At 42.0% G+C, this 25,400-nt stretch carries 21 protein-coding genes and 1 pseudogene; 16 read left to right on the forward strand and 6 right to left on the reverse strand.

Annotated elements, in window-relative coordinates; genetic code table 11:
- Nucleotides 1-821: 821 nt before the first annotated feature.
- The 4 genes and pseudogenes from IM479_RS15340 to lepB all read left to right on the forward strand — a co-directional run bounded on the left by IM479_RS15340 (nucleotide 822) and on the right by lepB (nucleotide 4,561).
- Nucleotides 822-1,193, forward strand: coding sequence for a hypothetical protein (locus tag IM479_RS15340; protein WP_287687543.1), 372 nt, complete (start codon nucleotides 822-824; stop codon nucleotides 1,191-1,193).
- Between the two features lie 396 nt (nucleotides 1,194-1,589).
- Nucleotides 1,590-2,405 (forward strand): nucleoside triphosphate pyrophosphohydrolase, encoded by an 816-nt coding sequence (mazG, locus tag IM479_RS15345; protein ID WP_287687545.1) that lies wholly within the window; start codon nucleotides 1,590-1,592, stop codon nucleotides 2,403-2,405.
- A 252-nt stretch (nucleotides 2,406-2,657) separates the two neighbouring features.
- Nucleotides 2,658-3,946 (forward strand): annotated as a pseudogene (locus IM479_RS15350) (RNA-guided endonuclease InsQ/TnpB family protein).
- Between the two features lie 39 nt (nucleotides 3,947-3,985).
- The gene (lepB, locus tag IM479_RS15355) at nucleotides 3,986-4,561 is read left to right on the forward strand and encodes a signal peptidase I (RefSeq protein WP_287079052.1); all 576 of its coding nucleotides are present in this window, start codon (nucleotides 3,986-3,988) and stop codon (nucleotides 4,559-4,561) included.
- A 9-nt stretch (nucleotides 4,562-4,570) separates the two neighbouring features.
- Here lepB and IM479_RS15360 read toward each other — a convergent pair whose 3' ends face one another.
- On the reverse strand, nucleotides 4,571-5,059 hold the full coding sequence (locus IM479_RS15360) for a universal stress protein (protein ID WP_287687780.1): 489 nt from the start codon (nucleotides 5,057-5,059) through the stop codon (nucleotides 4,571-4,573).
- A gap of 18 nt (nucleotides 5,060-5,077) precedes the next feature.
- On the opposite strand from IM479_RS15360, the gene IM479_RS15365 reads away from it, so the two are divergent.
- Nucleotides 5,078-5,995: a ribonuclease D gene (locus IM479_RS15365; protein ID WP_287687782.1), complete on the forward strand. Its 918-nt coding sequence runs from the start codon at nucleotides 5,078-5,080 to the stop codon at nucleotides 5,993-5,995.
- Between the two features lie 114 nt (nucleotides 5,996-6,109).
- On the forward strand, nucleotides 6,110-6,964 hold the full coding sequence (gene pheA, locus IM479_RS15370; RefSeq protein WP_287079054.1) for a prephenate dehydratase: 855 nt from the start codon (nucleotides 6,110-6,112) through the stop codon (nucleotides 6,962-6,964).
- 41 nt (nucleotides 6,965-7,005) lie between these two features.
- Here pheA and IM479_RS15375 read toward each other — a convergent pair whose 3' ends face one another.
- Nucleotides 7,006-8,931, reverse strand: a complete 1,926-nt coding sequence (locus tag IM479_RS15375) for a sensor histidine kinase (RefSeq protein ID WP_287687784.1) — start codon at nucleotides 8,929-8,931, stop codon at nucleotides 7,006-7,008.
- A gap of 91 nt (nucleotides 8,932-9,022) precedes the next feature.
- Between IM479_RS15375 and IM479_RS15380 the strand changes: the two genes are divergently transcribed.
- Together IM479_RS15380 and IM479_RS15385 are read left to right on the forward strand one after the other, a co-directional pair.
- Nucleotides 9,023-9,703, forward strand: a complete 681-nt coding sequence (locus tag IM479_RS15380; protein WP_287687785.1) for a RibD family protein — start codon at nucleotides 9,023-9,025, stop codon at nucleotides 9,701-9,703.
- 36 nt (nucleotides 9,704-9,739) lie between these two features.
- Entirely contained in the window at nucleotides 9,740-10,930 is a 1,191-nt protein-coding gene (locus IM479_RS15385; protein ID WP_287687786.1) for a GNAT family N-acetyltransferase, read from the forward strand.
- Nucleotides 10,931-10,960: 30 nt separating this feature from the next.
- On the opposite strand, the gene IM479_RS15390 is transcribed toward IM479_RS15385, so the two are convergent.
- Together IM479_RS15390 and IM479_RS15395 are read right to left on the reverse strand one after the other, a co-directional pair.
- Nucleotides 10,961-11,545 carry a MiaE family protein gene (locus IM479_RS15390; protein ID WP_287675913.1) on the reverse strand — a complete coding sequence of 195 codons (585 nt, stop codon included), beginning with the start codon at nucleotides 11,543-11,545 and terminating at the stop codon, nucleotides 10,961-10,963.
- Between the two features lie 28 nt (nucleotides 11,546-11,573).
- The gene (locus IM479_RS15395; protein WP_287687788.1) at nucleotides 11,574-12,095 is read right to left on the reverse strand and encodes a DUF3122 domain-containing protein; all 522 of its coding nucleotides are present in this window, start codon (nucleotides 12,093-12,095) and stop codon (nucleotides 11,574-11,576) included.
- Between the two features lie 270 nt (nucleotides 12,096-12,365).
- On the opposite strand from IM479_RS15395, the gene glyS reads away from it, so the two are divergent.
- The 7 genes from glyS to IM479_RS15430 all read left to right on the forward strand — a co-directional run bounded on the left by glyS (nucleotide 12,366) and on the right by IM479_RS15430 (nucleotide 21,887).
- On the forward strand, nucleotides 12,366-14,498 hold the full coding sequence (gene glyS / locus IM479_RS15400) for a glycine--tRNA ligase subunit beta (RefSeq protein ID WP_287687789.1): 2,133 nt from the start codon (nucleotides 12,366-12,368) through the stop codon (nucleotides 14,496-14,498).
- A 213-nt stretch (nucleotides 14,499-14,711) separates the two neighbouring features.
- On the forward strand, nucleotides 14,712-15,101 hold the full coding sequence (locus IM479_RS15405) for a hypothetical protein (protein ID WP_286826903.1): 390 nt from the start codon (nucleotides 14,712-14,714) through the stop codon (nucleotides 15,099-15,101).
- Between the two features lie 83 nt (nucleotides 15,102-15,184).
- Nucleotides 15,185-16,258 (forward strand): magnesium chelatase ATPase subunit I, encoded by a 1,074-nt coding sequence (gene bchI, locus IM479_RS15410; RefSeq protein WP_286826902.1) that lies wholly within the window; start codon nucleotides 15,185-15,187, stop codon nucleotides 16,256-16,258.
- Between the two features lie 70 nt (nucleotides 16,259-16,328).
- Nucleotides 16,329-17,744, forward strand: a complete 1,416-nt coding sequence (locus tag IM479_RS15415; RefSeq protein ID WP_287687790.1) for an AAA family ATPase — start codon at nucleotides 16,329-16,331, stop codon at nucleotides 17,742-17,744.
- On the forward strand, nucleotides 17,741-18,430 hold the full coding sequence (locus IM479_RS15420; protein ID WP_287687792.1) for a retron system putative HNH endonuclease: 690 nt from the start codon (nucleotides 17,741-17,743) through the stop codon (nucleotides 18,428-18,430). Before IM479_RS15415 ends, IM479_RS15420 begins: the two co-directional genes overlap by 4 nt.
- A gap of 74 nt (nucleotides 18,431-18,504) precedes the next feature.
- Entirely contained in the window at nucleotides 18,505-19,593 is a 1,089-nt protein-coding gene (locus IM479_RS15425) for a glycosyltransferase family protein (protein ID WP_287687794.1), read from the forward strand.
- 302 nt (nucleotides 19,594-19,895) lie between these two features.
- Nucleotides 19,896-21,887, forward strand: coding sequence for an ABC1 kinase family protein (locus IM479_RS15430; protein WP_287687795.1), 1,992 nt, complete (start codon nucleotides 19,896-19,898; stop codon nucleotides 21,885-21,887).
- Nucleotides 21,888-21,972: 85 nt separating this feature from the next.
- Here IM479_RS15430 and IM479_RS15435 read toward each other — a convergent pair whose 3' ends face one another.
- Both IM479_RS15435 and alr read right to left on the reverse strand, forming a co-directional pair.
- Nucleotides 21,973-23,277, reverse strand: coding sequence for a cytochrome P450 (locus tag IM479_RS15435; protein WP_287687797.1), 1,305 nt, complete (start codon nucleotides 23,275-23,277; stop codon nucleotides 21,973-21,975).
- A 134-nt stretch (nucleotides 23,278-23,411) separates the two neighbouring features.
- The gene (alr, locus tag IM479_RS15440) at nucleotides 23,412-24,614 is read right to left on the reverse strand and encodes an alanine racemase (RefSeq protein WP_287687799.1); all 1,203 of its coding nucleotides are present in this window, start codon (nucleotides 24,612-24,614) and stop codon (nucleotides 23,412-23,414) included.
- Between the two features lie 168 nt (nucleotides 24,615-24,782).
- Between alr and IM479_RS15445 the strand changes: the two genes are divergently transcribed.
- The coding region (locus IM479_RS15445) for an RNA-guided endonuclease InsQ/TnpB family protein (RefSeq protein WP_287687801.1) at nucleotides 24,783-25,400 on the forward strand (618 nt) is incomplete at its 3' end.

The raw sequence follows: 25,400 nt of genomic DNA on the forward strand, positions 1-25,400 counted from the left end.
AAACCGCACTTTTTCTCGGTCAATGATTATAATAAGTTATAGCTTAGAAGCTAATCAACAACTAAAGCTTATGCTTGTAGCTAAGTGAAATCATTGATTAAGAGACCTGTGCTTTTCAATAACTTTTTCAGCAGACCCTAGATAAAGTCAGTATAGCACAATAAAAGTTAAGTTAACAAGCTATAGTTTAAAAAGCCGTCCTAAAAGGACGGGGCTTTAACCCAAAATTTCGGTAAAATCAGCAGAAAAATAAACTTCCCCTAGACCCTGTGTGGGAAGCTTGAGGAAAGCTGGGTTAGGGGAAATGATTTATTCCTTTGCTGGATTAACTTCAGCATATAACTCTCATTTGTCAGGACTATAACGGCCGGATGTCAATTCTGTGACAAAGAAAAGCCGTCAGCTTTTTCTCCCCACTTCCCCACTTCCCCCCGCAACGCGCACGAAGTGGTCTCCCCTCTCCCATCTCCCAACTCCCGTCCACCTATTTTCTGAGAATTCTAGAGGTACTTGTAAATATTTGTTACAACGAGACGAGGAAAAATCTGAGGACAGGGAGACAAGAAAGGATTATCGACGGGGATCAAGGATTTCAGCAGGAAACTGCATTGGGGATCAAGAGAAATTGATTGTAAAGTTTTCGATACCTCTCGCCGATTCTTGTAATAGTTCGATACATATAACATAGATGATCAGCGATGATTGTAAATTTATATTGCGAATAGCTCATCTTCTTCGGTGTTTTCCCTATACTGGTTTTCATCAACTTTGAGCCGACGTGCAGAAAAGTTAGACCACCAAGTTTGTAAGAGGTCAGGAAGATGCAATTAACCGCAAGAAATAACTGGGGCCACGTTTCTTTAGCAATGCTAAAAAGCTTTCTTCTCTGGAGTTTCGTCCTCACTGTCTGTTTATTAGTAGTGGGATTTCCTTTAGTAGTATTAATGATGACAGTGGGAGCATTGTCGGCGATTATCTTACAGTCAGTTTTACCGATTAGTTCCGTGCTTTTAGTGGCGGGAATGATTATCGGCATCAATATTTTGGCTATCCTAATTAGTGCCGCTTTATTAACAGCAAAAGGTATTCATCCCCATGAAGTTAGCTGGTTGCACTGGTTACACGGTGAGGTAAAAACCTCTCATCAAGCTGTTTATGCTTCTTGTCCCTTAACTTGCGGGGTAGTTCATTAAATCTGATTTTCTTACAATTGCTTACCTTTTTTCTATTTAGATTTATTTAAGTTTTCAACTGCTTTATCAGTTGACTATACACATTCCAAGCTAGTGCAACCCGGTTTCACCGGGTTTTTTTTCATCGTTATTGAGCTAAAGCAGTTATCTGAATGGTGAGGTACGAAGTTTTCGTTTTGGGGAGTCGGTCTTCGCTCAAATTAGGTTAAACTTCATCTATTATGAGAAAGGCTGTAACTGAATATTAGAAGATAGGGAGATGAGAGCTTTTTTGCTGTGATCGGTAAACAGTGATCAGTTAACTGAAAACTCACATCTGATCAGTGATCACTGATAACTGATCACTGATCACTGATAACTAACCGGTATACTGGGGGAGAAAACCGGAAAAAATCGATGTCTAGCCTTCCAGAAACCGACAATCCCAGCTACAAGGCCATCTTAGAGGCATTAAACCATTTAATCACCGTTGTTGCCCGTTTACGAGACCCAGAAAGCGGCTGTCCTTGGGATTTAGCTCAAACCCCGGCAACCCTGATTCCCTACGTTATCGAAGAAGCTTATGAGGTGGTAGCGGCGATTAAAAGCGGTGATAAAACTGCCATTGCCGAGGAATTAGGCGATTTACTGCTACAGGTGGTTTTACAAGCCCAAATTGCCAGTGATGAGGGTAATTTTAGCCTAGAAGAAGTGGCTAGGGGCATCACTGATAAATTAATTCGTCGTCATCCCCACGTTTTTGGAGATCTATCCCTAGAAAATCCCGAACAGGTGCGTCAAAATTGGGAGAAAATCAAAGCTGAGGAAAAAAATGACCCGACTATTAGCGGCAAATTAACCCGTTATGCCCAAACTTTACCACCCTTGATCGGGGCGATGAAAATTTCTCGGCAAGCGGCGCGAGTCGGTTTTGAGTGGGAAAATATCGCAGGAGTCTGGGAAAAATTTGGCGAAGAGTTGGCAGAATGGCAAGAGTCCCTAGAATCGGGCGATAAAGAGCATCAACAGGCAGAATTAGGCGATTTACTCTTTACTATTGTCAATCTTGCTCGCTGGTATAATTTAGACCCCAGTATCGCTTTACAAGAGACTAATCTGCGTTTTATTCAACGTTTTTCCCTAGTGGAATCTGTGGCGGAAAAGCCTCTCCATGACTATACACTAGAGGAATTAACGGTTTTCTGGCAGCAAGCGAAAGCTAAGTTAAGCTAAACGGCTTTTACTTCGGATCACCGATATAGACTCCAAAAGGGTTATAGCTATTGGATCATGCAGGTTAAGTGCCGTTTAGCTTACCTAAAATGTCGGATGAATGCCCCCGCTACATTTTTCGACAAGATACTCAGCAAAATTAACGGCAAATGAAATCCGACCAGAATATTAGCAACGGAGCATCGGTTTAATTCCACCATCTGTGGGTAAACTGTGTTATATTTAATTTGGCCAATGGTCGTGGATTGTTAGATGCTAGTCGTAGAAGCAAAGCTAAAAAACGGAACCCCAGAGCAATATCACCAGCTTGATGAAGCTATCAAAACTTCTCAGTTTGTGCGTAACTATTGTGTTCGTTATTGGATAGAAAATAAAGGAACAACCCGCAATGATCTCCAAAAACTTTGTGCGGTACTAGCTAATAATAAAGAGACACCTTGGGTTAATAAATTAAACTCTCAAGCTCGTCAATCGGCTGCTGATAGAGCCTGGCAATCAATTACTAGGTTTTACCAGAATTGTCATGCTAAGATACTTGGGAAAAAGGGTTTTCCTCGGTTCAAAAAGCATAGCCGTTCCGTTGAGTATAAACTAACGGGCTACAAACTATCTGATAATCGACGTAAAATCAGATTTACTGATGGTTTTAAAGCAGGAGAATTTGATTTATGGTGTAGTCAAAAAACCTTAGTTTATTATTCAGAGCAACAGATTAGACGAGTAAGAGTTGTTAGACGTGCCGATGGTTATTATTGTCAGTTTTTGATTGACGTAGAACGGCAAGAATACCATAAACCAACGGGACAAATAACAGGAATTGACTTAGGGTTAAAAGAGTTTTATACTGACGCTCAAGGTAATACTGTAGAGAATCCACGTTATTTAAGAAAGTCAGAAAAACGACTGAAAAAAGCACAAAGGAGATTATCAAAACGATTTCGTCAAGGAAAGAAACAGTCTAAAAACTATCACAAGCAACGGATAAAAGTAGCTAGGCTTCATCTTAAAGTGTCAAGACAACGTAAAGACAAAGCAATTAAAGACGCTTTGGCGTTAGTCCAGTCTAATGATCTGGTAGTCTATGAAGCTTTAAAGGTAAGAAACTTAGTCAAAAACCGTAAGCTGTCTAAGTCGATTAGTGATGCTTCTTGGTATCAATTCACTGAATGGTTGAATTATTTTGCCAAGATTTATCGGATTGTTTGTGTTGCTGTTCCTCCCCATTTCACGACTCAAGATTGTTCAGTTTGTGGGACGAGAGTTCAAAAATCATTAAGCACTAGAACTCATCAATGCCCCAATTGTAAAACAGTCTTAGATAGGGATCATAATGCAGCAATCAACATTCTTAAAAAAGGGTTGAAATATTTGGGAAATCATCTCAACGGTACTGTTGGGCAAACAGAAACCGACCCAAACGCCTTGGGAGAGTCCGGTAAGAAAGATTTTCAGTGGAGACATTGAGAATCTAAGCTGTCTCGTTAGAACAAGGAATTTCTAACAGCGATGGGTCAAGAATCCCCCATCACAGCGTAGCTTGACGGTGGGAGTATGTCAAACCAACCATCATCTGGGTAATAATGCAAGAACAAGAAATTAATAAGGACAAATCTAAGAGTTTTTGGGCTTCTATTCGAGAAAATCTGCAAATTATCACTATAGCTTTAATTTTAGCCCTACTGATTCGCACTTTTGTGGCTGAACCTCGTTTTATCCCCTCTGATTCTATGTTACCCACCTTAGCACAGGGCGATCGCTTAGTGGTGGAAAAACTTTCCTACGATTTCCATCCCCCTCGACGGGGGGATATCGTCGTCTTTGAACCGCCGGCACAATTACAATTACAGGGATACCAAAAGGACCAAGCTTTTATTAAAAGAGTGATTGCCACAGCAGGGGATGTGATTGCTGTCAAGGAGGGCAAAATTTACCTGAATAATCAACCCTTGTCAGAGGATTATATTCTAGAATCCCCTCAATATAATTTAATACCTTTGCTTGTGCCAGAGAATAATTTATTTGTCATGGGAGATAATCGCAATAATAGCAATGACTCCCATATCTGGGGGTTTTTACCGGAAAATAACGTGATTGGTAGGGCGGTTTTTCGCTTTTTTCCTTTTAATCGTTTGGGGATTTTAGGGGGAAATAGCTAACGGGAATTTTTAGCCCTGACGATGTTGAACAATTAAGACGGAACAGGGGGCATGATGGAGAACATAATTACTCACACTACCTAAGAATAACTCTCCTAGACCCGATCGCCCACGCCGACCGATGACAATTAAATCAATATTTTCCTCTCGCGCCACTTTACAGATAGTTTTGGCTGCATGACCGTAAATTTGCCGGTATTCTCCCTTTACACCCATTTCTCCCGCTTGACTAGCTCTTTTTTGCAACATGGCCACCCCTTTCTCCTCGAATTCTTCCCATTGTTGCCGCCAAAAATCGAGAGTGAGATCATTACCCTGGGCGGGGTAAATATCGGCTAAATTGGGTGGAATCGGTAAAGGGCTATAATCTTCTTCAGGGGAAAGGACGTGTAGTAGTAGGAGGTTAGCTTCGTACTTACTGGCTAAGGATACAGCCTCCTTAAAGACACTCTCCCCCATCTCCGACAAATCTACTGCTATCAAGATTTTTTGATACATTTTTCAGCCTCTGCAACCATGCCTTATTTAACGGAATCCGACGCTATTAGGAATGCGATCGATCACTTTGGCCATTTTCCCATTCTTTGGTTAGATACGGAAGTAGCCGATTACGATAGCAAGACTCCCCGTTTGTCTCTGATTCAAATTCTTGCTGATTCCACGGACTTAACGGGTGAGCGGGTGACAATTTTGGATGTTCTTGATCGACCCGATCTTACTAACTATTTTATCACTAAAATCATGCTGGTTGACCGGATAGAAAAGGTTTTTCACAATGCTAGTTATGATTGTAAATTTTTGGGCGGTAAAAGCAAAGTTAAAAAAATTACTTGTACCCTAGAGTTAGCTAAAAAAGTTCCCTACTATATTGCTCCTTTACCCAATTATCAACTAAAAACCGTGGCTGAATGTCTTTGTCATTTTCCCGCTATTGATAAAAGTGAACAGGGGGGGAATTGGGGCAAAAGACCTTTAACCGCGGCCCAGCTAGAATATGCACAAAAAGACCCTGTATATACGGCCCAAATCCATCATCGTCTTTTGCAGCTTTCCCATTTAATTACTCCCGATCCCGCGGGTGAGAATCTGGAAAGATTAACTAATCGTTATTGGGAAATTTACCAGCAATGGAGGATTTTAGATACAGAGATGGAACATCTCAAGGAACGTTTAAAGTCGGCAATTACCCAGCAAGAGTCTGCGGAGATTAACGGGTTTTCGGTCAGTTACCAAAATCGCACCAGCAAAAAAGTTAAACTGGCCGAATTAGCCAAAGTTGTCTATTTATCGGGTCAGGATAGCCAAATATCTCTCTCCTTAACTAATGATCTTCTCAAAGAATTGGGGGATTTAGCCCAAGGGTTAACCATCGAGGAAACTCGCCAAAAAATCAGTCAATTGACCATCAAACAAAGTGAAGCTGACTTGACATGATTATAGCAGAATCCAGCAGATAGGAGATAGGAGTCAATACCAAATTAGGTTATACTTGATATTTATGAAAAAGGCTGTAATAGCTAGAAAAAATTGCTTGCGGGGATAATCTAAATGACTGTAAAGATCGCTTATCTGGGGCCAGTGGGAACCTATTCAGAAACAGCCGCTTTAGCCTATGCTAATAGTTTACCACCCCAGCCTCGTCAATTAATACCCTATCCTAGCATTGCCTTGGCCCTGCGAGCGGTTGTCCAAAATCAGGCCGATTTAGCAGTCGTCCCGGTGGAAAATTCCACCGAAGGAAGTGTGGTAATGACTCTTGATGCTTTATGGCAATTACCCGGGTTACAGATTCAACAAGAATTAGTTTTACCGATTTCCCATGCACTTCTATCTCCTAGACAATCGCTAACAGAAATTAAAACCGTTTATTCCCATCCCCAAGCTTTAGCCCAATGTCAAAAATGGCTAGAAAACAATTTACCTACCGTGCCAATTATTCCCACCAATTCTACCACAGAAGCGATTCAAATTCTCGATCGAGAGGGTAATTCGGCCGCGATTGCTTCTCCCCGGGCGGCAAAACTCTATAATGTACCAATATTAATACAACCAATTAATGATTATCCCGATAATTGTACCCGTTTTTGGATAATGGCTTTAACTTCCCATCCTCAAGGTGAGCGAATGTCCCTCGCTTTTCAGGTTTTAGATCAACCCGGAGCTTTAGTCAAACCCTTAGAAGTTTTTGCCAAACGTCAGCTTAATTTATCTCGGATCGAATCGCGACCAACTAAAATATCTTTAGGGGAATACATATTTTTTATCGATCTAGAAATTAATCCAGATCAACAGCATTTAATCGCGGCAACTTTAGAAGAATTAACCAATTATACCGATGCAATCGAGGTTTTTGGTGCTTATCAGGTGGTTAATTTGCCTGTAGAAAGTTTAGAGGAATTATAAACTAAATTCCTCATAAATTACAGAAATTAAATAGAGATATTTTAGCTTTTAAGAGAGGTAATAATCGGCAAAGATGAGGTTTCCTCTGGGGTAGAATCAAGCTTTCTTTCCCCCACTAGAGGAAGAATAATTTCCACAGTTGTTCCTAAACCTTGACCTTGACTAGAGATAGTAATATCTCCCCCCATCATTTTCATCAAATTCTTAGAAATAGCTAATCCCAAACCCGTACCGCTAAATTTTCTGGTTGTGGAACCATCAATCATCACAAAAGGGCGAAATAATTTTGATTGTTGCTGGGGGTCTATACCGATTCCTGTATCGATTATAGTAATAATAGCCTGTGGATGTTCTAAGTGAGTTATCAAAGAAATTGTGCCTGTATCAGTAAATTTAATTGAGTTAGAAATAACATTCAAAATTACCTGTTTTAATTTAGTGGTATCAGCACAGACTATAGGAATTTCTGGACAAAAAAGTAGATTGAATTTTAAGTGCTTACGTTGCAGCGATGCTGTTTGTAAATTAATAACTTCATTGATAATTTGGTGTAAATCTACTGGTTCAGGATTAACAGAAAGTTTGCCCGCTTCTATTTTAGCAATACTGAGAATATCATCAATAATTTCCAAAAGATGTACAGCTGCATTATCCGCTTGTTGCAGATATTCTTTTTCCTCCTGCTCACTATTACAAAATCCATCCATAACGCAACGAATTGAGCCAATAATACCATTGAGAGGGGTGCGTAATTCGTGGGAAGTATTCGCCAAAAATTGGTTTTTTAATTGATTAGCATTTTCCGCTTCTTGCCGACTCTTAACTATTTCCTCTCCCCAAAGGCGTAAACGTTCGAGCATTTCCTCTAAGGCCGAGGCTAACTGATTAATTTCTCGAATATTAAAGTTCTGTGGTGTAATATTTTGTGAAGGAATTTTCTGAATATTTAAGGCATAATCTCGTAGTTTTTCTAAAGGTATGGCTAAATCCCTAGTGATCAGTATAATAGCTACTAAATAAGCTAATAATAAACCAGAAATCAGATAAAAAATTGCCTCCCAAATTTGTTGCAGAGGAGCCAGAGCTTGGGAGAGGGGACTAATGGCTAAAACTATCCATTTTTGGGATGATTCTCCCGTAACTGGACTGGGGAGGGAACTATAACCAGCGACTAATTCTTTGCCATCTTTCTCGAAAGAAAATAAATGCAAGAAATTTTGTTTTCCTCGGATAGCATTATTGATAATACTATTTAAGCGTTCAGCATCAGCTTCTTGACTGATATGCCTACCAATGCGACGAAAATAGGGATGAGCGAGAATAATGCCATTTTCAGAAATAACCACGGGATAACCTGACAAAGAACCGGGTAAAACCTTCTCACCGTAAAGTAGAGAAGCTTGCAGAATCAGACTAGATTGTAATTGTCCTTGATTATCGTAGATGGGAACGGCAAAAACTAATTCTAATTGACGATTATTATTGGGAGATTTAGTTAGAAATTGTCGGGGTAAACCTCTAACTAAAATATTTTCGATATTCCTAGCAAAGCTAGTCGGTTTTTCTGTCCATCTTTCTAGGGGCAAAACTTTGATAATTTCTGGCTCACAGGCTCGATTTAATAAAGGTTTCTTGGTCTTAATATCAATTAATTTCACACAGTTAATCTGATTAGGAAGCCGTGCCGTGAATTGTTGTAAAAAAGCTTCTTTTTCGGCTAAGGTTCCCTGTTTTAAAACCAGACTTTCCCCCGCAGTGATAAGATTAGCCTGCAAAAATTGAATTGATTGCTCAATATTGTCTGCTTTTCTGATGGCACTTTCGGTGAGATTTTGACGGGCCGTTTCCAAAAAAGCCGATCGCGCCTTACGATAGGTAACATAAACTCCCATTAGTAGTACAGGTACACTGACTAGGAGTAAGCGAGAGAGCAGAATACGACGAAAGGAGGATTGACCGATAGACATGGGCAGAAATCGGTTTGATTCTTGCTATCAAACTCTAGACTATACTAGCCTATTCACCAATCGGACCGGGTGATATCCCCGATCATTTGCCATGAATCGTCCTCACACCACCGTTATTTTAGCCATGAGTGCCGATGGTAAAATTGCCGACGCCTACCAATCGGCGGCCAGATTTGCTTCGGCTACCGATAAAATGCGTCTAGAACAACATTTATCGCGCATGGATGCCGCTTTATTCGGTGCTAACACCCTGCGCGCTTATCACACCAGTCTTCCTATTCGTCATCCCGATTTTCTCGCATACCGTCAACAACGGGGATTATCTCCGCAGCCGATACAGATCGTTTGTTCTCATTCAGGTCAGCTTGACCCCCGGATGAAATTTTTTCAGCAGCCTTTCCCTCGCTGGTTAATCACGGCAGCAGAAAAAGTGGCAGCATGGGAAAATCGGGGTTTATTTGAGCTTGTCTTAGTCTGCGGTGATTGGAAGCCTATTTTTAGTCAATTTACGGTTTTAGGTCTTAAAAAGCTGGCGATTCTGGGAGGAGGTGAATTAATTGCCTCTCTTTTAGCTGAAGATTTAATCGATGAAATCCATCTAACTATTTGTCCGTTGCTGTTAGGAGGCAATAAAGCGGCAACTCCCCTGGGGGGAACTGGATTTATGGCTGATTATGCCAGAAAATTGCGACTTTTGAGCGTGGAAACCGTGGAAGAAGAAATTTTTTTACATTATTCCCTTGAACGGCAGTCCCATAAATCTCAAAACTAGATTACCTTAAATAAAAAGGTTGACTTATCTTGTCCCATGGTAGAACAGCTTAAACCCCAATATTCTGTCGTTTGGATTGATAAAATGAGTGAGATTCCCCAACAAAAATGGGATGCTCTCGCTCAACCCCTAACTACTCCCTTTCTAGAGTGGGAATGGTTACATAATATCGAAACTTCCGGCAGCGCCACGGGACGCGCGGGGTGGCAACCTGCTCATCTAACAGTTTGGCGCGGTACTGAGTTAATTGCCGCCGCTCCTTTGTATATTAAAAGTCATAGTTACGGTGAATTTGTCTTTGACCATCAATGGGCCGATCTTTCCCATCGTTTGGGGATTAGATACTATCCGAAACTGTTAGGAATGACCCCTTTTACTCCTGCGGTGGGTTATCGTTTTTTAATTGCTCTGGGGGAAAATGAACTGGAGATTACTGCTTTAATGATAGCGGCGATTGATCATTTTTGTGACCAAAATCATCTGTCGGGTTGTCATTTTCTTTTTGTCGATCCCCAATGGCGAATTTTAATGGAAAATTTTGGCTTTACTCCCTGGTTACACCATAGTTATATTTGGAATAACAAAGGTTTTCAAAGTTTTGAAGATTATCTGACGGTTTTTAATGCTAATCAACGCCGCAATATTAAACGGGAACGGAAAGCGGTGACTAATGCGGGGTTAATTATTAAAACTCTGGCTGCTGAAGAAGTTCCCCATCATTTATTCCCGTTAATTTATCGGTTTTATAGCAGTACCTGTGATAAATTTTACTGGGGAAGTAAATACCTGACACAGAAATTTTTTGAACAATTATATCCGAATTATCGTCAGCGAGTGGTTTTGATTACTGCCTACCAAAATGAAAAGGATACTAAACCGGTGGGTTTATCTTTTTGTATTCGCAAAGATACTAATCTTTATGGTCGTTACTGGGGCAGTTTTCAAGAGTACGACTGTTTACATTTTGAAGCTTGTTACTATCAACCGATCGATTGGGCAATTAGTCAAGGTATTACCATGTTTGACCCCGGTGCGGGAGGACAACATAAAAAAAGACGGGGTTTTCCCGCTACTGCTAATCACAGTTTACACCGTTTTTATCATGGCAAAATGACTCAAATTCTCCGCAATTATATCCAGGAAATCAATCAAATGGAACAGGAAGAAATTGAGGCAATTAATCAAGATTTACCCTTTTCTAAGAGAGAAATTGAGTTGAACGAGTAATTTAGATAGGGTTTGTCCCTATTAGTGCAATCAACTATGAATACGAGGTTCCGGGTGCAGATTGGCTAAAATCTCACTTTCGATCGCCGCTAGGGTTTCTAAGCGTTGCTCGATCACTGTCCGTTCAAAATAATCCGCTGCTAATAGCCAATAAATACCATAATGACGCGCTTCGGAAGCCATGAGACTGCGATAAAATTTGCCTAAATCGGGATCAGGACAATATTCTCCCAATAAACCCAATCTTTCGTGGGAACGCGCCTCGATTAAAGCTGATATTAACAGAGAATCCAAAAGGCGATCGGGTTCTTGGTGACGAATCTGCGCCTTTAATTTAGCACCATAAGGGGGAGAATTCAAGGGAGCGAGGGGAATTCCCCATTTATCTAACCATTGATTTACCTGTTCAAAATGTTCTAATTCCTCTTGTGCGATCGCTGTTAATTTCCGCACGAGGGAAGCGTAGGAAGGATAACGAAACATGAGATTTAAGGCCACTCCTGCCGCTTTTCGCTCACAATGGGAATGATCGAGCAGAATAATCCCTAAATTATTAATTGCCTGTTCTATCCAATCCTCAGAGGTGGCACTGACTAATAAATTAATCTTTCCCATCGTCGCTGATTCCAATTTGCTGCATCTTTCACCCTAACCCAAAAAGTCGAACATTTGCCGAAAAAAGCAGACTTTGCCATTCTAAAAGTACAGGAATCGGGATGTTAAGATGACGGGGAGCCTCTAGGGGTAGGGAAAGTTCGATCGCTTCAGTAACGGGTAGCTGCGGTAAGATATCCTGCATCTCGTATTGACCGACGTTAGCTGCTGGTGATTTTTCGGCAAAAGCATCCTTAGCCGCTAAAATTTCGCCTTTAGCTGTCGTTATCGTCAATCTTTCTCCATGGAGAAACTCAATCCCTTCAGGAAATCCCACCAAGCGCAAACTAATTTCTAGGGTTTCCCCATCCTTAATTCGTTTGAACAACACCACCTGCCAAGCACTACCTGTATCATCGCTCAAACTATGACGGGATTGATACAACAGCTGCCCCGGCCCTTCTAGCTGTTGTCGAGTTAGAGCTAGTGCAGACAAGGAAAAATCAATCTCAAAGCTGATAAACAGCAAAAAACTCACGAGAACACAAAATAATAATAGAAATCGTTTCATAACTTTATTGACATAACAGATAAAATATGATAGCAACTTTGTCCCTTTAGCCAAGCTAATGCAATTGTATCGCCATATAGTTATACTAACATACTGTTTAAAAGGGATAGGAGAGTGGGCAGCGCCAGAGCTAGGTCGAGGAAGTTTGAGCATTTGTACTAAAATTTCCAATATGCAGTTTAAATGCAGTACAGCTGCTCAAAAACTAAGGACACGGCTTCTGTGATAGCCTAGATGATCGGTGAAGCATAAACACGGCCAATCAATCAGATGGATTTTTTACTGGAAGTCGGTACAGAAGAACTACCCGCAGATTTTGTCGATAGCGCAATCGCACAATTGCAGGAAAGAGTTAGCAAGAGTTTAGAGACGGAATCTCTAGATGCGACTGCTATTCAAGTTTACGGAACCCCGCGCCGTTTGGCCGTGTTAATCACAGGATTACCGACGGATCAAGAAGCTCGCAGCGAGGAGATAAAAGGACCGCCAGTTAGTGCCGCCTACAAAAATGGCAAAATTACCCCCGCTGGTGAGGGTTTTGCTCGAAAACAGGGAGTTAGCACCGATGCTTTCTCAATTTGCGCCACAGACAAAGGAGAATTTGTCTATATTGAAAAAACGATTCCAGGTCGTCAAACAGCCGAGATTTTAACTGAATTAATTCCCCAATGGATTACCCGTTTGGAAGGAAGACGTTTTATGCGTTGGGGAGATGGAGACTTAAGATTTCCCCGGCCAATTCGTTGGTTATTAACTTTAGTTGATGGGGAAGTTTTACCCCTAGAATTAATTAATGGCTCTACCACTTTAACCAGCGATCGATTAACTTTTGGTCATCGCATTCTACACCCGCAATCCCTAGCCATTAGTCATCCCCAGGCATATTTAACCAGTTTGCGATCGATTTTTGTGGAAGCGGATCCGCAAGTGCGTCAACAGATAATTACCGATCAGATTACCACCCTAGCCAAAACACTGGAGGGAGTGGCAGAAATTCCCGCAGATTTATTAGCAGAAGTGACCAACTTAGTCGAATATCCCACGGCAATTGTCGGCAAATTTGACGATGAATTTCTGGAATTACCCTCAGAAGTAATTATTACCGTGATGGTGACACATCAGCGTTATTTCCCGGTCAAAACTCCCCAGGGTTTGTCCCCCTATTTTATTACTATTTCCAATGGCGATCCCCAGAAATCTGAGATTATCTCCGCAGGAAATGAAAGGGTTATCCGCGCGCGGTTAGCGGATGCCAGATTTTTCTATACTGCCGATTGTGATGAACCCTTAGATAGTTTCCTTCCCCAACTGGAAACCGTCACTTTCCAAGAAGAATTGGGAACCATGCGCGATAAAGTCGATCGGATTATGGAAATTGCCCAGATGATCGTCGAACAGTTAAATCTCGATGAACAAAGTCGCAGTGATATAGAGTCCACTGCCATGCTTTGTAAAGCGGATTTAGTTACCCAAATGGTTTACGAATTCCCCGAATTACAGGGAGTAATGGCCGAAAAATATGCTTTAATTAGCGGTGAATCAGCTGTAGTTGCTCGGGGCATTTTTGAACATTATCTGCCTCGCAATGCTGGGGATATACTCCCGGAAACAATCACCGGTCAAGTGGTGGGAATTGCCGATCGCTTAGATACTTTAGTCGGTATTTTTGGACTGGGAATGCTGCCCACTGGTTCCTCTGATCCCTTCGCTCTCCGTCGGGCTGCCAATGCAATAATTAGTATTATCTGGTCAGCCGATTTTAATATCAATCTTTTGGCATTAATTGAGCAAATAGCTCAGGATTTTGTCACCAGTCATCCCGATAAACCCAACCCAGTCAATCTGATTAAAGATTTCTTTTTACAACGTCTGCAAACTCTCTTAATTGATGATTTGAGGATAGATTACGATCTCGTTAATGCAGTTTTAGGGGAAAACGATCCAGAGTATAAGTCTCGCGCTCTGGAAAATTTATTAGATACCCGTGAACGCGCTCGCTTTTTATCCCAAATTCGTCAGGATGGTCAGTTAGCCAACATCTATGAAACCGTCAATCGCTCGACCCGTTTGGCACAAAAAGGAGATTTAGATACAACTACCCTAGAAACCAAGGCAATCATCGATACGGAGTTATTTGAACAATCCTCGGAACCAGCATTTTATGACGCTTTAATTGCCCTAATTCCCGAAACTATCAGCGCAAGAGAGCAAAGAGATTATCAGCGTCTTGTCACTGCTTTAACAGCAATTTCTCCCCTGGTGGCTGACTTTTTTGATGGCGAAAATAGTGTGTTAGTCATGGCAGAAAAAGAATCTGTCCGTCGCAATCGTTTAAATCTCTTGGGTTTACTGCGAAATCACGCCCGAGTCCTAGCAGATTTTGGGGCAATTGTCAAGGGATAATTCAGTTATCAGTTATCAGTTATCAGTTATCAGATTTGAGTTTTCAGTGGACAGTGGTAATCAGTGAGCAGTTGTCAATAGACTACCTTTATTGATTCTCCCCATCACCCCATCACCCCATTTCCCCATCACCCCACACCCCACACCCCACACCCCACACCCCACACCCCATCACCCCACACCTCCACTGATTACTGCTCACTGATTACTGAAATGGCCGATTCTGAACTACAGCAACAAGTCCAAAGATTACATCGACTGACGGTATGGGGTCGTTGGTTATTCGTGTTGGGTTGTTGGTTAGTGATTGGTTCGGCGAGTTTATGGGTTTTATGGGATGATATAGCTTTAATGCGGCAATATTTTACTTGGACAGCCGTGAGATATGCTTTAGCTTTCAATTACTGGGCTTCTATCGGTCTAGCCTTTTGTGTTGCCATTACAGGAGCAGTGTTAGTCTGGCAAAGTCGCAATATTATTTTAGGACTTTCCCCCAGAGAAAAACTGCGCTTAGAGCAACAGGTGCGGAAAATTCGGGCCAAAGGGCCGGGTCATCCCCTCTGGCGCTGGATCTTAAAAAGCAGGAAAAAAGACTTACAATAATAAAGCTTTGCTGAAAGCTGACGGCTAGAACCCCCACTAGATATAATTCTTTACTCAAAAACTATTGACTTTTGAATCCACTTATGACCGTGACTCCCCAAGCTCCTCCGAAAACTCGCCGCGTGGTTTTTCCCTTCACCGCTATTGTCGGCCAGGAAGAAATGAAATTATCCCTAATGCTCAACGTCATCGACCCCAAAATTGGCGGGGTGATGATTATGGGGGATCGAGGTACGGGAAAATCCACCACAATTAGGGCTTTAGCTGACCTTTTACCAGAAATTGACGTAGTTGCTAACGATCCCTTTAATTCTGACCCCAATGATCCCGATTTAATGAGCGATGAGGTGCGGCAAAGGGTGGACGAGGCCATCCCGTTGGCCATTGCCAAGAAAAAAGTCACTATGGTAGATCTGCCCCTCGGTGCGACGGAGGATCGGGTCTGTGGCACAATTGACATCGAAAAGGCCCTGTCAGAAGGGGTAAAAGCTTTTGAACCGGGTTTGCTGGCCAAAGCTAACCGCGGCATTCTCTATGTGGATGAAGTCAATTTACTTGACGATCACCTCGTCGATGTGCTATTGGATTCGGCCGCTAGTGGTTGGAATACGGTGGAACGGGAAGGAATTTCCATCCGTCACCCGGCCCGGTTTGTTTTGGTGGGATCGGGCAACCCAGAAGAGGGAGAATTGCGCCCACAACTGCTCGATCGCTTCGGAATGCACGCCGAGATTCACACCGTCAAAGAACCACCTCTACGGGTCAAAATCGTGGAACAGCGTGCGGAATTTGATGGCAATCCTCTCTCGTTTTTAGAGAAATACAACTTAGAACAGGAAGAACTACAAAGAAAGCTAGTGGAGGCCCAAAATCTTTTGCCTTCTGTGGAGCTTGATTATGATCTGCGGGTGAAAATTTCCGAGGTTTGTTCCGAGTTGGACGTGGATGGATTGCGCGGCGATATCGTTACCAATCGCGCCGCTAAAGCTCTGGCCGCTTTGGAAGGAAGGACAACTGTGACGGTAGATGATATCCGTCGGGTAATTGTTCTCTGTTTACGTCACCGTTTGCGGAAAGATCCCCTAGAATCGATCGATTCTGGTTATAAAGTCTTGAAAGCTTTTAATCGCGTCTTTGGATTAGAGGAAAATTCCTAAATCTAATTCACCCTCTCCCCCAAGAGAGGGTTTTTTACTTGATTTAGAGATGAAGGCCAAAAAGGGCTAGATGTGGCCAGATAAGCTAGAATTTTATCGATCGCTGTTATTCTCTGGGGGAATGTCGATGTGGGTTGAAAGTATAAAACTCGAAAACATTAAATGCTTCCAGAATCAAGAGATTAAATTTATTAGTAATCCTAATAATCAACGTCGTTGGCGAGCTAAACCTTACCATTGGATCACTTTATTGGGAGAAAATGGAGTAGGAAAAAGCACGATTCTACAGGCTTTAGCTTTGCTGCTCGCGGGACCAGAAGCAGCCAAAGAATTATTACCACGTCCGACTGGTTGGATATGTAATCCTAAAACACCGGGTAAATTAACCGCAGTGCTTCATCAAGAAGAGGGGGATACGGGAAAATTTGGCAATCGACAAAGTTTTTCTTATTCCTATTTTGTTACAGGCACGGAAAGGTTAGAGGTGGGAGGAAGTAAGGACAAACAAACTTATACAGAGCCAGCATTAATCGAAGCAAATAGCAAAGTTTTAAGTTGGTTGCGCGCCAATGCTTTTGCCTCCGATAATAAGGGTTGGTTTGCCGTCGGTTATGGAGCTTTCCGTCGTTTGACACGAGTGAGTCAAGTGATCATTCCTAGTCTTGAACCCCCGAAACGCTCTAGTAACTTTTTCACCCAATTTAATGAGGATACATCTTTAAGTTCTTTTGAGAGATGGATGGTGTATTTAGATTATCGAATAGCCAAAAATCCTGAAGATAGTCAAGCCAAACAAATGAAAAAAATCGGCGAAGAAGCAATTACTAAACTGTTACCCGGTAATGTAGAAATTGCTGAAGTAACCGCCGATGGCTTGATTCAGTTTCTAGTTAACGGTCAAAAAGTTCCAACCATTAGTTTATCCGATGGTTTTCGGAGTATGATTGCTTTAGCCGGGGATTTAATTTGGCGATTATTACAATCCTTCCCCGATCTAAATAACCCCACAGAAGCTTCTGGGGTGGTATTAATCGATGAGTTAGATATTCATTTACATCCCTCCTGGCAAAGAGAAATCGCTGGATGGTTACAGAAAGTTTTTCCCAATCTTCAATTCTTTGTTGCTACCCATAGTCCTTTAATTGCTGCCGGTGCGGGGGAAGATTCTTTAACTCTACGAATCGATCTGGTAGCGGGTGAATTGCAGATTGTAGAAGTTCCTTATTTAGAATTAGCCGCCAATGTTGATCGTACTTTAACAAGTGCTGCTTTTGGTCTGAAATCAACCTATCCCACTGCTACAGAAAATAAAATTAATCGTTACCATCAACTAAATCGTAAAAATAAAAATCTGGCAGCAGAAGAAAAGCGAGAATATGAACAACTGTCATTATTTGTTCAAGAAGTTAAACCCTTTAGCGAAATTAGTCAACCTGACAGTTTAGAATCCCGAATTGATGCTTTACTAGAGGAGCGTTTATCTTGATTCCTGTCACCAGAATATCAGAGCCACCCGTATTAGCTAAAAATGCCGCTCGTTGGCTAGAGGCTTTAGAATCAATACAATCAAACAACAAGGCAAGTAAAGCTCAAATTAACCAAGCACAAAATAAATACCGTCATCAGCAAGTTAAAGAAGCATTAGTCAGGATGTTTAATGGCAAATGTGCTTACTGTGAAAGCAAAATTACAGTTGTCACCTATGGAGCGATCGAACATTTTTATCCAAAAAGCCAGTATCCTAATCTGACTTTTACTTGGGAGAATTTACTGCTTTCTTGTGATAAATGTAATGATGCCAATCACAAAGGCACAAATTTTCCTCTCGATGATATCACGGGAAATCCTCTGTTAATAGACCCCACGGATGGAGTAACCGATCCGAATACACATCTTGAATTTGTTTGGGATGAAATGGCAAAATTGGCCAGTGTTTATGGTCGGGATCGGCGTGGTCAAATTGTTGAAGATATTTTTGATCTCAATGGTCTGCGTGGACGAAAAGAATTAATCAACCATCGCAGTCAATATATTAAAAAGTTGTTAGCATTATTACGTTTAGCAAAACAAGGAGACTCGGAGGCTTTATCTTTACTGCAAGAAGCTTGTCAACTGGGAGCGGAATATTATGCTTTTGCTAGTATTTATATCCTGCCTCATTTGCCTCCCTAAAATTAAGGGTAATTATTATCTACAGTCTAAAAAACAAAATTTCTCGCTTATTATTGTCACCTTACTTGATATTTATGTCTCGTCCTGTTGTTTATTTTGCCGTTACTAATCATGGTTTTGGCCATGCTGTCCGCACTGCTTCGGTAGTAGCTAATATTATTGAACTTAATCCCGAAATTTTGCCAATATTAGTCACCACTGCTCCGCGCTGGTTATTAGATTCCTACATATCAGGAGAATATATTCAAAGACACCGGGGGTTTGATGTGGGGGTAATCCAATCGGATAGTTTAACGATGGATAAATTAGCTACTAAAGAAAAATTAGAACAAATAATTGCTCAATCAAGGGCAATTATTGCCAGTGAAGTTAATTTTATTAAAACTAATCGTGTCGGTTTAGTTGTGGCCGATTTACCGCCTTTAGCATCACTAATTGCCAAAAGTGCGGGGCTTCCTTGTTGGATGATTGGTAACTTTGGCTGGGATTTTATCTATCGTGATTGGGGTGAAGAATTCGCCATTATTAGTGATTGGATTAGTCGTTGTTATAATCAATGCGATCGCTTATTTAAACTGCCTTTAGCAGAAGCAATGACAGCATTTCCCCATGTCACCGAGGCAGGTTTAACCGGAGGTACACCCCGCTACAGTGAAGAACAATTGCGACAGGAATTTAAGCTAAATGCCCCTAAAGAAAAAACTATTTTATTGAGTTTTGGTGGGTTAGGATTAGAAGCAATTCCCTATGATAAACTCGCCAGTTTTCCCGATTGGCAATTTATCACTTTTGAAAAAAACGCGCCCGAATTGCCCAATTTAGTCCGCTTACAGGATAAACCGGATCGGAGCTATCGTCCCGTGGATTTTATGCCCCTGTGCGATCGAATTATTTCCAAACCGGGATATAGTACCTTTGCCGAGGCTTTAAAATTAGAGGTTCCGATTGTTTCCCTCACTCGAGAAGGTTTCGCCGAATCAGCGATTTTATTGGCTGGAATCCAAGATTATAGTGATCATCAAATTATTAGCAGTGAAGAATTTTTTCAAGGTAATTGGGACTTTTTACGGCAAGCCCCCCAACCGCCACGACTAAAGGTTAAACTGGCTAAAGATGGTGCAGAATCGATAGCGAGAGCTATTGTAGAATACTTTGAGAGGTAATATTAATGATTAACTTAGCTAATTTAACTTCTGATTATTAGCGGTGAATTGAGTTATCGGTCAGCAGACCCTAGTTTATTTAACAAAGTCCTAGAAACCAGCCAAATTACCGCGCTATTTTTTGACACCTAGGTTCAGGATAATCAGGGCAGTATCAGCCTCGAAATCGTCAAAAATACGGATAACCAGGGGAAAGTTGACGGCGAACCTGAGCATAGAACTAGGGAGACAGAAACAAGATCGGGCAGAAAGCCGATACTTGTTACAATAGTTTACAAATCACCCTGCCCCGTCACCGAACTATGTCCGAACAGATGATCTCCCCAGAGACGCAACCCGAAGAAGCGATTACCGTTGAAGTGCAGCCCGTCCATATTCCCGAAGAGCATCGGGAAGATATCGGCCCCATGGATGACAACGTAGCCGAGAGTTGGCGCTACAATCCCCAAGTGATTAACGACTATTACCGTGGGCGACCTCTAGACGTTGTGGGGAGATTAATCGAAATTGCCCTACCGGTTTTATCTTTTGTCATCGGTATCTGGTGGGATAAACTGCGGGGAAAATCGCCAAAAAATGAAATTAGACGGGCCGTACAATTGCGGGAAATGTTGACCAAATTGGGACCGACCTATATTAAAATCGGTCAAGCTCTCTCTACCAGGCCTGATTTAGTACCGCCTTTATATTTAGAAGAATTAACCACTCTCCAGGATCAAATACCCTCTTTTCCTAACGAAATTGCCTATCGTTTTATCGAGGAAGAATTAGGTTATTCTCCCCAGGAAATTTACGCAGAATTATCCCCCAATCCCATAGCGGCCGCTTCCCTAGGACAAGTTTACAAAGGTAAATTAAAAACCGGAGAGAGAGTCGCCGTTAAAGTACAGCGTCCCGATTTGATTCGCTGTATAACTTTAGATGTGTATATCATGCGTAGTTTGGCGACTTGGGTGAAAGGTAATATTAAAAGACTTCGCTCCGATTTAGTGGCAATTACCGACGAATTAGCCGCTCGTATTTTTGAAGAAATTAATTATCTGCACGAAGGACAAAACGCCGAAAAATTCGCTCAACTTTATGGTCATATTGCCGAAATTTACATCCCCAAAATCTACTGGAAATATACCGGGAGACGGGTTTTAACCATGGAGTGGGTGGACGGCACAAAATTAACTAATATCAAAGAAATTCAAGCTCAGGGTATTGATGCCACCCACTTAGTTAATGTGGGGGTGCAGTGTTCTTTGCGTCAATTACTTGAACACGGATTTTTCCATGCGGATCCCCATCCGGGTAATTTATTAGCGACTCCCGACGGTAAATTAGCTTATCTTGATTTCGGCATGATGAGCAATATTGAACCCTATCAACGCTACGGTTTAATCGAAGCGGTGGTGCATTTAGTCAACCGGGATTTTGAGTCTTTGGCCAAGGATTACGTTAAGTTAGACTTCCTGTCACCAACTACCAATTTAGAGCCAATTGTTCCCGCTTTTTCGGAAGTTTTTGGTAATGCTTTAGGGGCGAGTGTGGCAGAATTAAACTTTAAAAGTATCACCGATAAAATGTCGGCGATGATGTATGAGTTTCCCTTTCGAGTTCCCGCCTATTATGCCCTGATTATTCGCTCAATGGTGACTTTAGAGGGAATAGCGATTGGCATCGATCCTAATTTTAAGGTACTTAGCAAAGCCTATCCTTATATTGCGAAACGTCTGCTCACCGATCCTTCCACAGAGTTGCGCGATTCCCTGCGGGATTTATTGTTTAAAGACGGGACTTTTCGCTGGAATCGTTTAGAAAATCTCTTGCGTAATGCTAAAGATTCTAATGATTTTAACTTCGATAAAGTCACCGATCAAGCGCTAGATTTTCTCCTTTCAGACAGGGGTATATTTATCCGCGAAAAATTAGTGAATGAGTTAGTAAATGCTCTCGATAACTTCGGTCGTCGCACTTGGTTTAATCTCACGGTTAATTTCCGGGAACAGGTGGGTTTAGCGGTGCAAGAAACTCCCCCAGAATTATTAGGTGATGCTAAGACTTTTGAGCATCTTCGCAACATCTTTAGTATTTTACAGGAAACGAAAGGATTCGATGCCATGGCTATGGTGCCAGTGATGACTAAACTAATCGCTAAACCCGAAACCCAACAGATAGGACAAAAAATTGCTGAAGGTTTGCTACAAAAATCCCTAGCGCGTTTAATTCGTTACTTAGTTCTCGAATTCGATACACCAAATCATCAGCAAAATGGAGAATTATCGAAAGCTTTACCCGCTGCCGATTAACCTCTGTTCAGCTTAGTTCCAGCGAAAGGCCGTGAAATAAATTTCACGGCTCTGAGCAAAACGCTAAACTGTTTTTAAAGTTTTTTTATCGGGGTTTAAAGGTGACTTGTAAACCGTCGCGAGGATGGGGAGTGGGGATAGCGGTGAGGGTGAGATCTTGATTGGGGAGTAATTGCCAATCGTATTTTTCTACTAAACGGACGGCTAAAATTTTCATCTCTAAACGAGCGAATTCTTTGCCAATACATTCGCGTAATCCCGCACCAAAAGGGATATATCCGTAGGGTTTTTCCTCGGCTAAAAAGCGATCGGGATCGAAGGTTTCAGGATGAGAATAAATATTATTATCTTTATGAGTATTGGTGATTTGATACTGCACCACCCATCCTTTCGGCAAATGATAACCGTTAAATTGACAGTCTTCTACTACCCGACGGAATCCTCCTCCCACGGGTGGAGTAAAACGTAAAACTTCCTTTAAAACGCGATCTAAATAGGTCATCTGTTTGAGGGTATCAACGCTTAAAGGAGTCGATAGATCAAAATTAGTTATTTCCTCAAGGACAAGCTGAAAAATATCGGGATGCAGTGCCATTTGTAGGCAGAAAGTGGCGATAGCAGAGGTTAAAGTTTCATGACCGGCAAAGAGTAATAATAGCACTTGATCCTTTAATTCCGCTAAGGATAAACTTTGACCGTTTTCGTCCTTAGCTTGTAAAAGAATACCAAGAGCATCTTGGCCTGGGTCATCATTTTTTTGTCTTTCTAAAATGATAGTTTCGATCGCTTGCAGTAATTCTTCTCGACAGCGTAATGCTTGGCCGAAAGCTGTCCAGGGAAGGGGAAGGGGAAGGCTAAATAATCCCGCACACCAAGTATCAAAAGCTTCTCCTAATTTGGTAGCAGAACCCTGGTCAAGACCGACAAATAATTTACAGGCGATATCGAGAGTATAGTTTCTTAATTCAGGATACCATGACAGGGTTTTTGCGGTTTGCCAACGCTCTAAATAGTGAGCGGTAATTGTTTCTACCGTAGGGATATAACTTGCTAGGGACCGGGGTTGAAAAGCTTGATAGATTAAGCGACGACGGGAAGCGTGGACATCTCCTGTATGCACCGCTAAAGATGCGCTGCCTAGGAGAGTTTTGGTACTTTTGGGCCAAGTTGCCGCAAAGTATTTGTTCTCGTTGCTGAGGAGAAACCGGTTAGCTTCGGCACCGGATAAAATAATCGTGGGACTGCCAAAAATATGAGTACGGAAAAGTTGACCATATTTATTATGACGTTTACTGGCAAAATCCCCATCGGTCAAAAAAGCGATTGTTTCTCCTAATAGGGGTAATCCAAAACTGCCGGGGGGTAAGGGTAAATCGTTGCTTATAGTCATCGCTGCCTCTAGGGTAAAACTAATCAGTTGCCGTCGATTAACCCTGTTTATTCTAACCTAAAGCGCCAGAGAATTCATCCCCTAATCTAGACTGGCAATGATCACACTTGACAACGGTAAGTGCCTAAGCAAAGTTAATTACACCCATTGCTAATAGTAATTCGCGGCAAACGATGCTTAAAACCGCAGAGAATCTCCCAGGATATCGTACCTAAATCCTGCGCCCAATCGTCGGCGGTAATGCACTGTGGGCCATCTTTGCCGATAAGTGTGACGATTTCCCCTGTTTTTACGTCCGGAATCTCGCTCACGTCAATCATTAACTGATCCATGGTTATCGCGCCGATTTGGGGTACTAAACGTCCTCTCAGGGATACTTTTAAACGATTGGAGAGATTGCGGGGAATTCCATCCGCGTAACCGATACCGACCACAGCAATACGAGTGTCTTTTGCCGCTATGTACTGATGACCATAACTCACTCCCGAACCGGCGGCAATAGTTTTGACTTGGGCAATGCGCGCTTTTACTTGCAGGACGGGTTGCAAAGGGACTTTATCGGTGAGATGATTGGCAGGATAAAGACCGTAGAGAGCTAATCCGACTCTAACTCGATCGTAGTGCAGAGATCGATCGCTTAGAGTAGCGGCAGAGTTAGCTAAATGCAGACAGGGGGGATGATAACCTTTTGATCTTAGCTCGGCGATCGCTTGTTGGAATCTTTGCCGTTGTAACTGCATGATTTCGGGATTGGGATCGTCAGCCGTGGCAAAATGGGAGTATATACTGGCAATTTTCAGGTTAGGAGCCTCTAAAACCTGTTCGACGAATTTTGTACCCTTTTGCCATGGTGTACCTAAGCGAGACATCCCCGTATCTAGTTTGATATGAACCGGCAGCCGCTGCTCTAAGCGTCTCATAACGGTGGCAAAAATTTGCACCTGTTCGATTTGTACTAGGGTGGGCTGCAATTGCCAATGGGCTAAGGCTGCCACTTCTTCCGGGGTATTCACTGCCCCTAAAATCATAATTGGGGCAACGATTCCCGCTTCCCGTAGTTCGATACCTTCCCCAATAGTCGCGATGGCTAAAGATTGCGCTCCGGCTTCTAAAACGCTGTTAGCCACCTTAACTGCCCCGTGTCCGTAAGCATCAGCTTTAATTACCGCCATTAATTCCGTTTTTGGGGCTAATAAGGCCTTGACTTTTCGCACGTTTTGTTGTAGCGCCGAGCGATCGATCTCTACCCAAGCACGATAGCGAATTACTTCCGACAATTGATAATCATGACGGTTTTTGGGCGGATTGATAATTTTTGGTTCTATGCTAAACGTCACTCGCTCACTCCTTTGCACACATAACCCAATTTATCACAGATGTCGGGGTGAAGATCCTCGTACTGAAGGGATGAAACCCCGACCAGAATAGAACCGCAAAGCACGATTAAATCCTTGACAGTTTAGCCTTGCATAGTTTAACATAGTAAATATAGTCTGGTAAACAAGATGTTAAAAGCGTTTAAGTACAGAATCTATCCGACAAGCGAGCAATCAGTTTTGCTTGCCAAGTCGTTTGGCTGTGCTAGATGGTTTTACAATTACGCCCTAAACTTGACATCTGAAACTTACAAGCAAACTGGAAAAGGATTAAGCAGAGACGAAATAATTAGGCTGCTGCCTTCCCTAAAAAAAGAGCATGAGTGGTTAAGCGAAGTACCATCGCAGGTATTACAGCAAGCAGCTTTAAATCTTTCTAGTGCTTTCCTTAATTTCTTTGAAGGTAGAACTAAATATCCTAACTTCAAGAAAAAGCAAAATAGGCAGTCGATTAGATTTCCTCAGCACTGTAAGTTAAAAGATGATGTTCTGGTATTGCCTAAAATTGGTGAAGTCTATTGCAAGGTTTCACGGCAACCAGAGGGAAGCTTAAAGTCTGTTACGGTTTCAGTTAATCCATCGGGAGAATATTTCGCATCTTGTCTTTATGATGATGGTCAGGATTTACCCCAAAAATCATCAGAAGGAAAAGCTGTCGGGATAGACGTTGGACTAAGCCATTTTGCTATTACATCAGATGAGACTAAACACGGGAATCCTCAATACTATCGTAAGTACGAACAGAGA

The sequence above is a fragment of the Microcystis sp. M165S2 genome (assembly GCF_020245885.1).
In the GTDB taxonomy this organism is placed as follows: domain Bacteria; phylum Cyanobacteriota; class Cyanobacteriia; order Cyanobacteriales; family Microcystaceae; genus Microcystis.

Bases quoted from the DNA above. Each gene is read 5' to 3' on its own strand.
- IM479_RS15405 (WP_286826903.1), top strand. From the start codon at position 14,712: ATGGCCGATTCTGAACTACAGCAACAAGTCCAAAGATTACATCGACTG.
- mazG (WP_287687545.1), top strand. From the start codon at position 1,590: ATGTCTAGCCTTCCAGAAACCGACAATCCCAGCTACAAGGCCATCTTA.
- lepB (WP_287079052.1), top strand. From the start codon at position 3,986: ATGCAAGAACAAGAAATTAATAAGGACAAATCTAAGAGTTTTTGGGCT.
- IM479_RS15390 (WP_287675913.1), bottom strand. From the start codon at position 11,545: ATGGGAAAGATTAATTTATTAGTCAGTGCCACCTCTGAGGATTGGATA.
- IM479_RS15375 (WP_287687784.1), bottom strand. From the start codon at position 8,931: ATGTCTATCGGTCAATCCTCCTTTCGTCGTATTCTGCTCTCTCGCTTA.
- IM479_RS15380 (WP_287687785.1), top strand. From the start codon at position 9,023: ATGAATCGTCCTCACACCACCGTTATTTTAGCCATGAGTGCCGATGGT.
- glyS (WP_287687789.1), top strand. From the start codon at position 12,366: ATGGATTTTTTACTGGAAGTCGGTACAGAAGAACTACCCGCAGATTTT.
- IM479_RS15430 (WP_287687795.1), top strand. From the start codon at position 19,896: ATGTCCGAACAGATGATCTCCCCAGAGACGCAACCCGAAGAAGCGATT.
- bchI (WP_286826902.1), top strand. From the start codon at position 15,185: ATGACCGTGACTCCCCAAGCTCCTCCGAAAACTCGCCGCGTGGTTTTT.
- IM479_RS15425 (WP_287687794.1), top strand. From the start codon at position 18,505: ATGTCTCGTCCTGTTGTTTATTTTGCCGTTACTAATCATGGTTTTGGC.
- IM479_RS15360 (WP_287687780.1), bottom strand. From the start codon at position 5,059: ATGTATCAAAAAATCTTGATAGCAGTAGATTTGTCGGAGATGGGGGAG.
- IM479_RS15340 (WP_287687543.1), top strand. From the start codon at position 822: ATGCAATTAACCGCAAGAAATAACTGGGGCCACGTTTCTTTAGCAATG.
- IM479_RS15415 (WP_287687790.1), top strand. From the start codon at position 16,329: ATGTGGCCAGATAAGCTAGAATTTTATCGATCGCTGTTATTCTCTGGG.
- IM479_RS15365 (WP_287687782.1), top strand. From the start codon at position 5,078: ATGCCTTATTTAACGGAATCCGACGCTATTAGGAATGCGATCGATCAC.
- IM479_RS15385 (WP_287687786.1), top strand. From the start codon at position 9,740: ATGGTAGAACAGCTTAAACCCCAATATTCTGTCGTTTGGATTGATAAA.
- pheA (WP_287079054.1), top strand. From the start codon at position 6,110: ATGACTGTAAAGATCGCTTATCTGGGGCCAGTGGGAACCTATTCAGAA.
- IM479_RS15395 (WP_287687788.1), bottom strand. From the start codon at position 12,095: ATGAAACGATTTCTATTATTATTTTGTGTTCTCGTGAGTTTTTTGCTG.
- IM479_RS15435 (WP_287687797.1), bottom strand. From the start codon at position 23,277: ATGACTATAAGCAACGATTTACCCTTACCCCCCGGCAGTTTTGGATTA.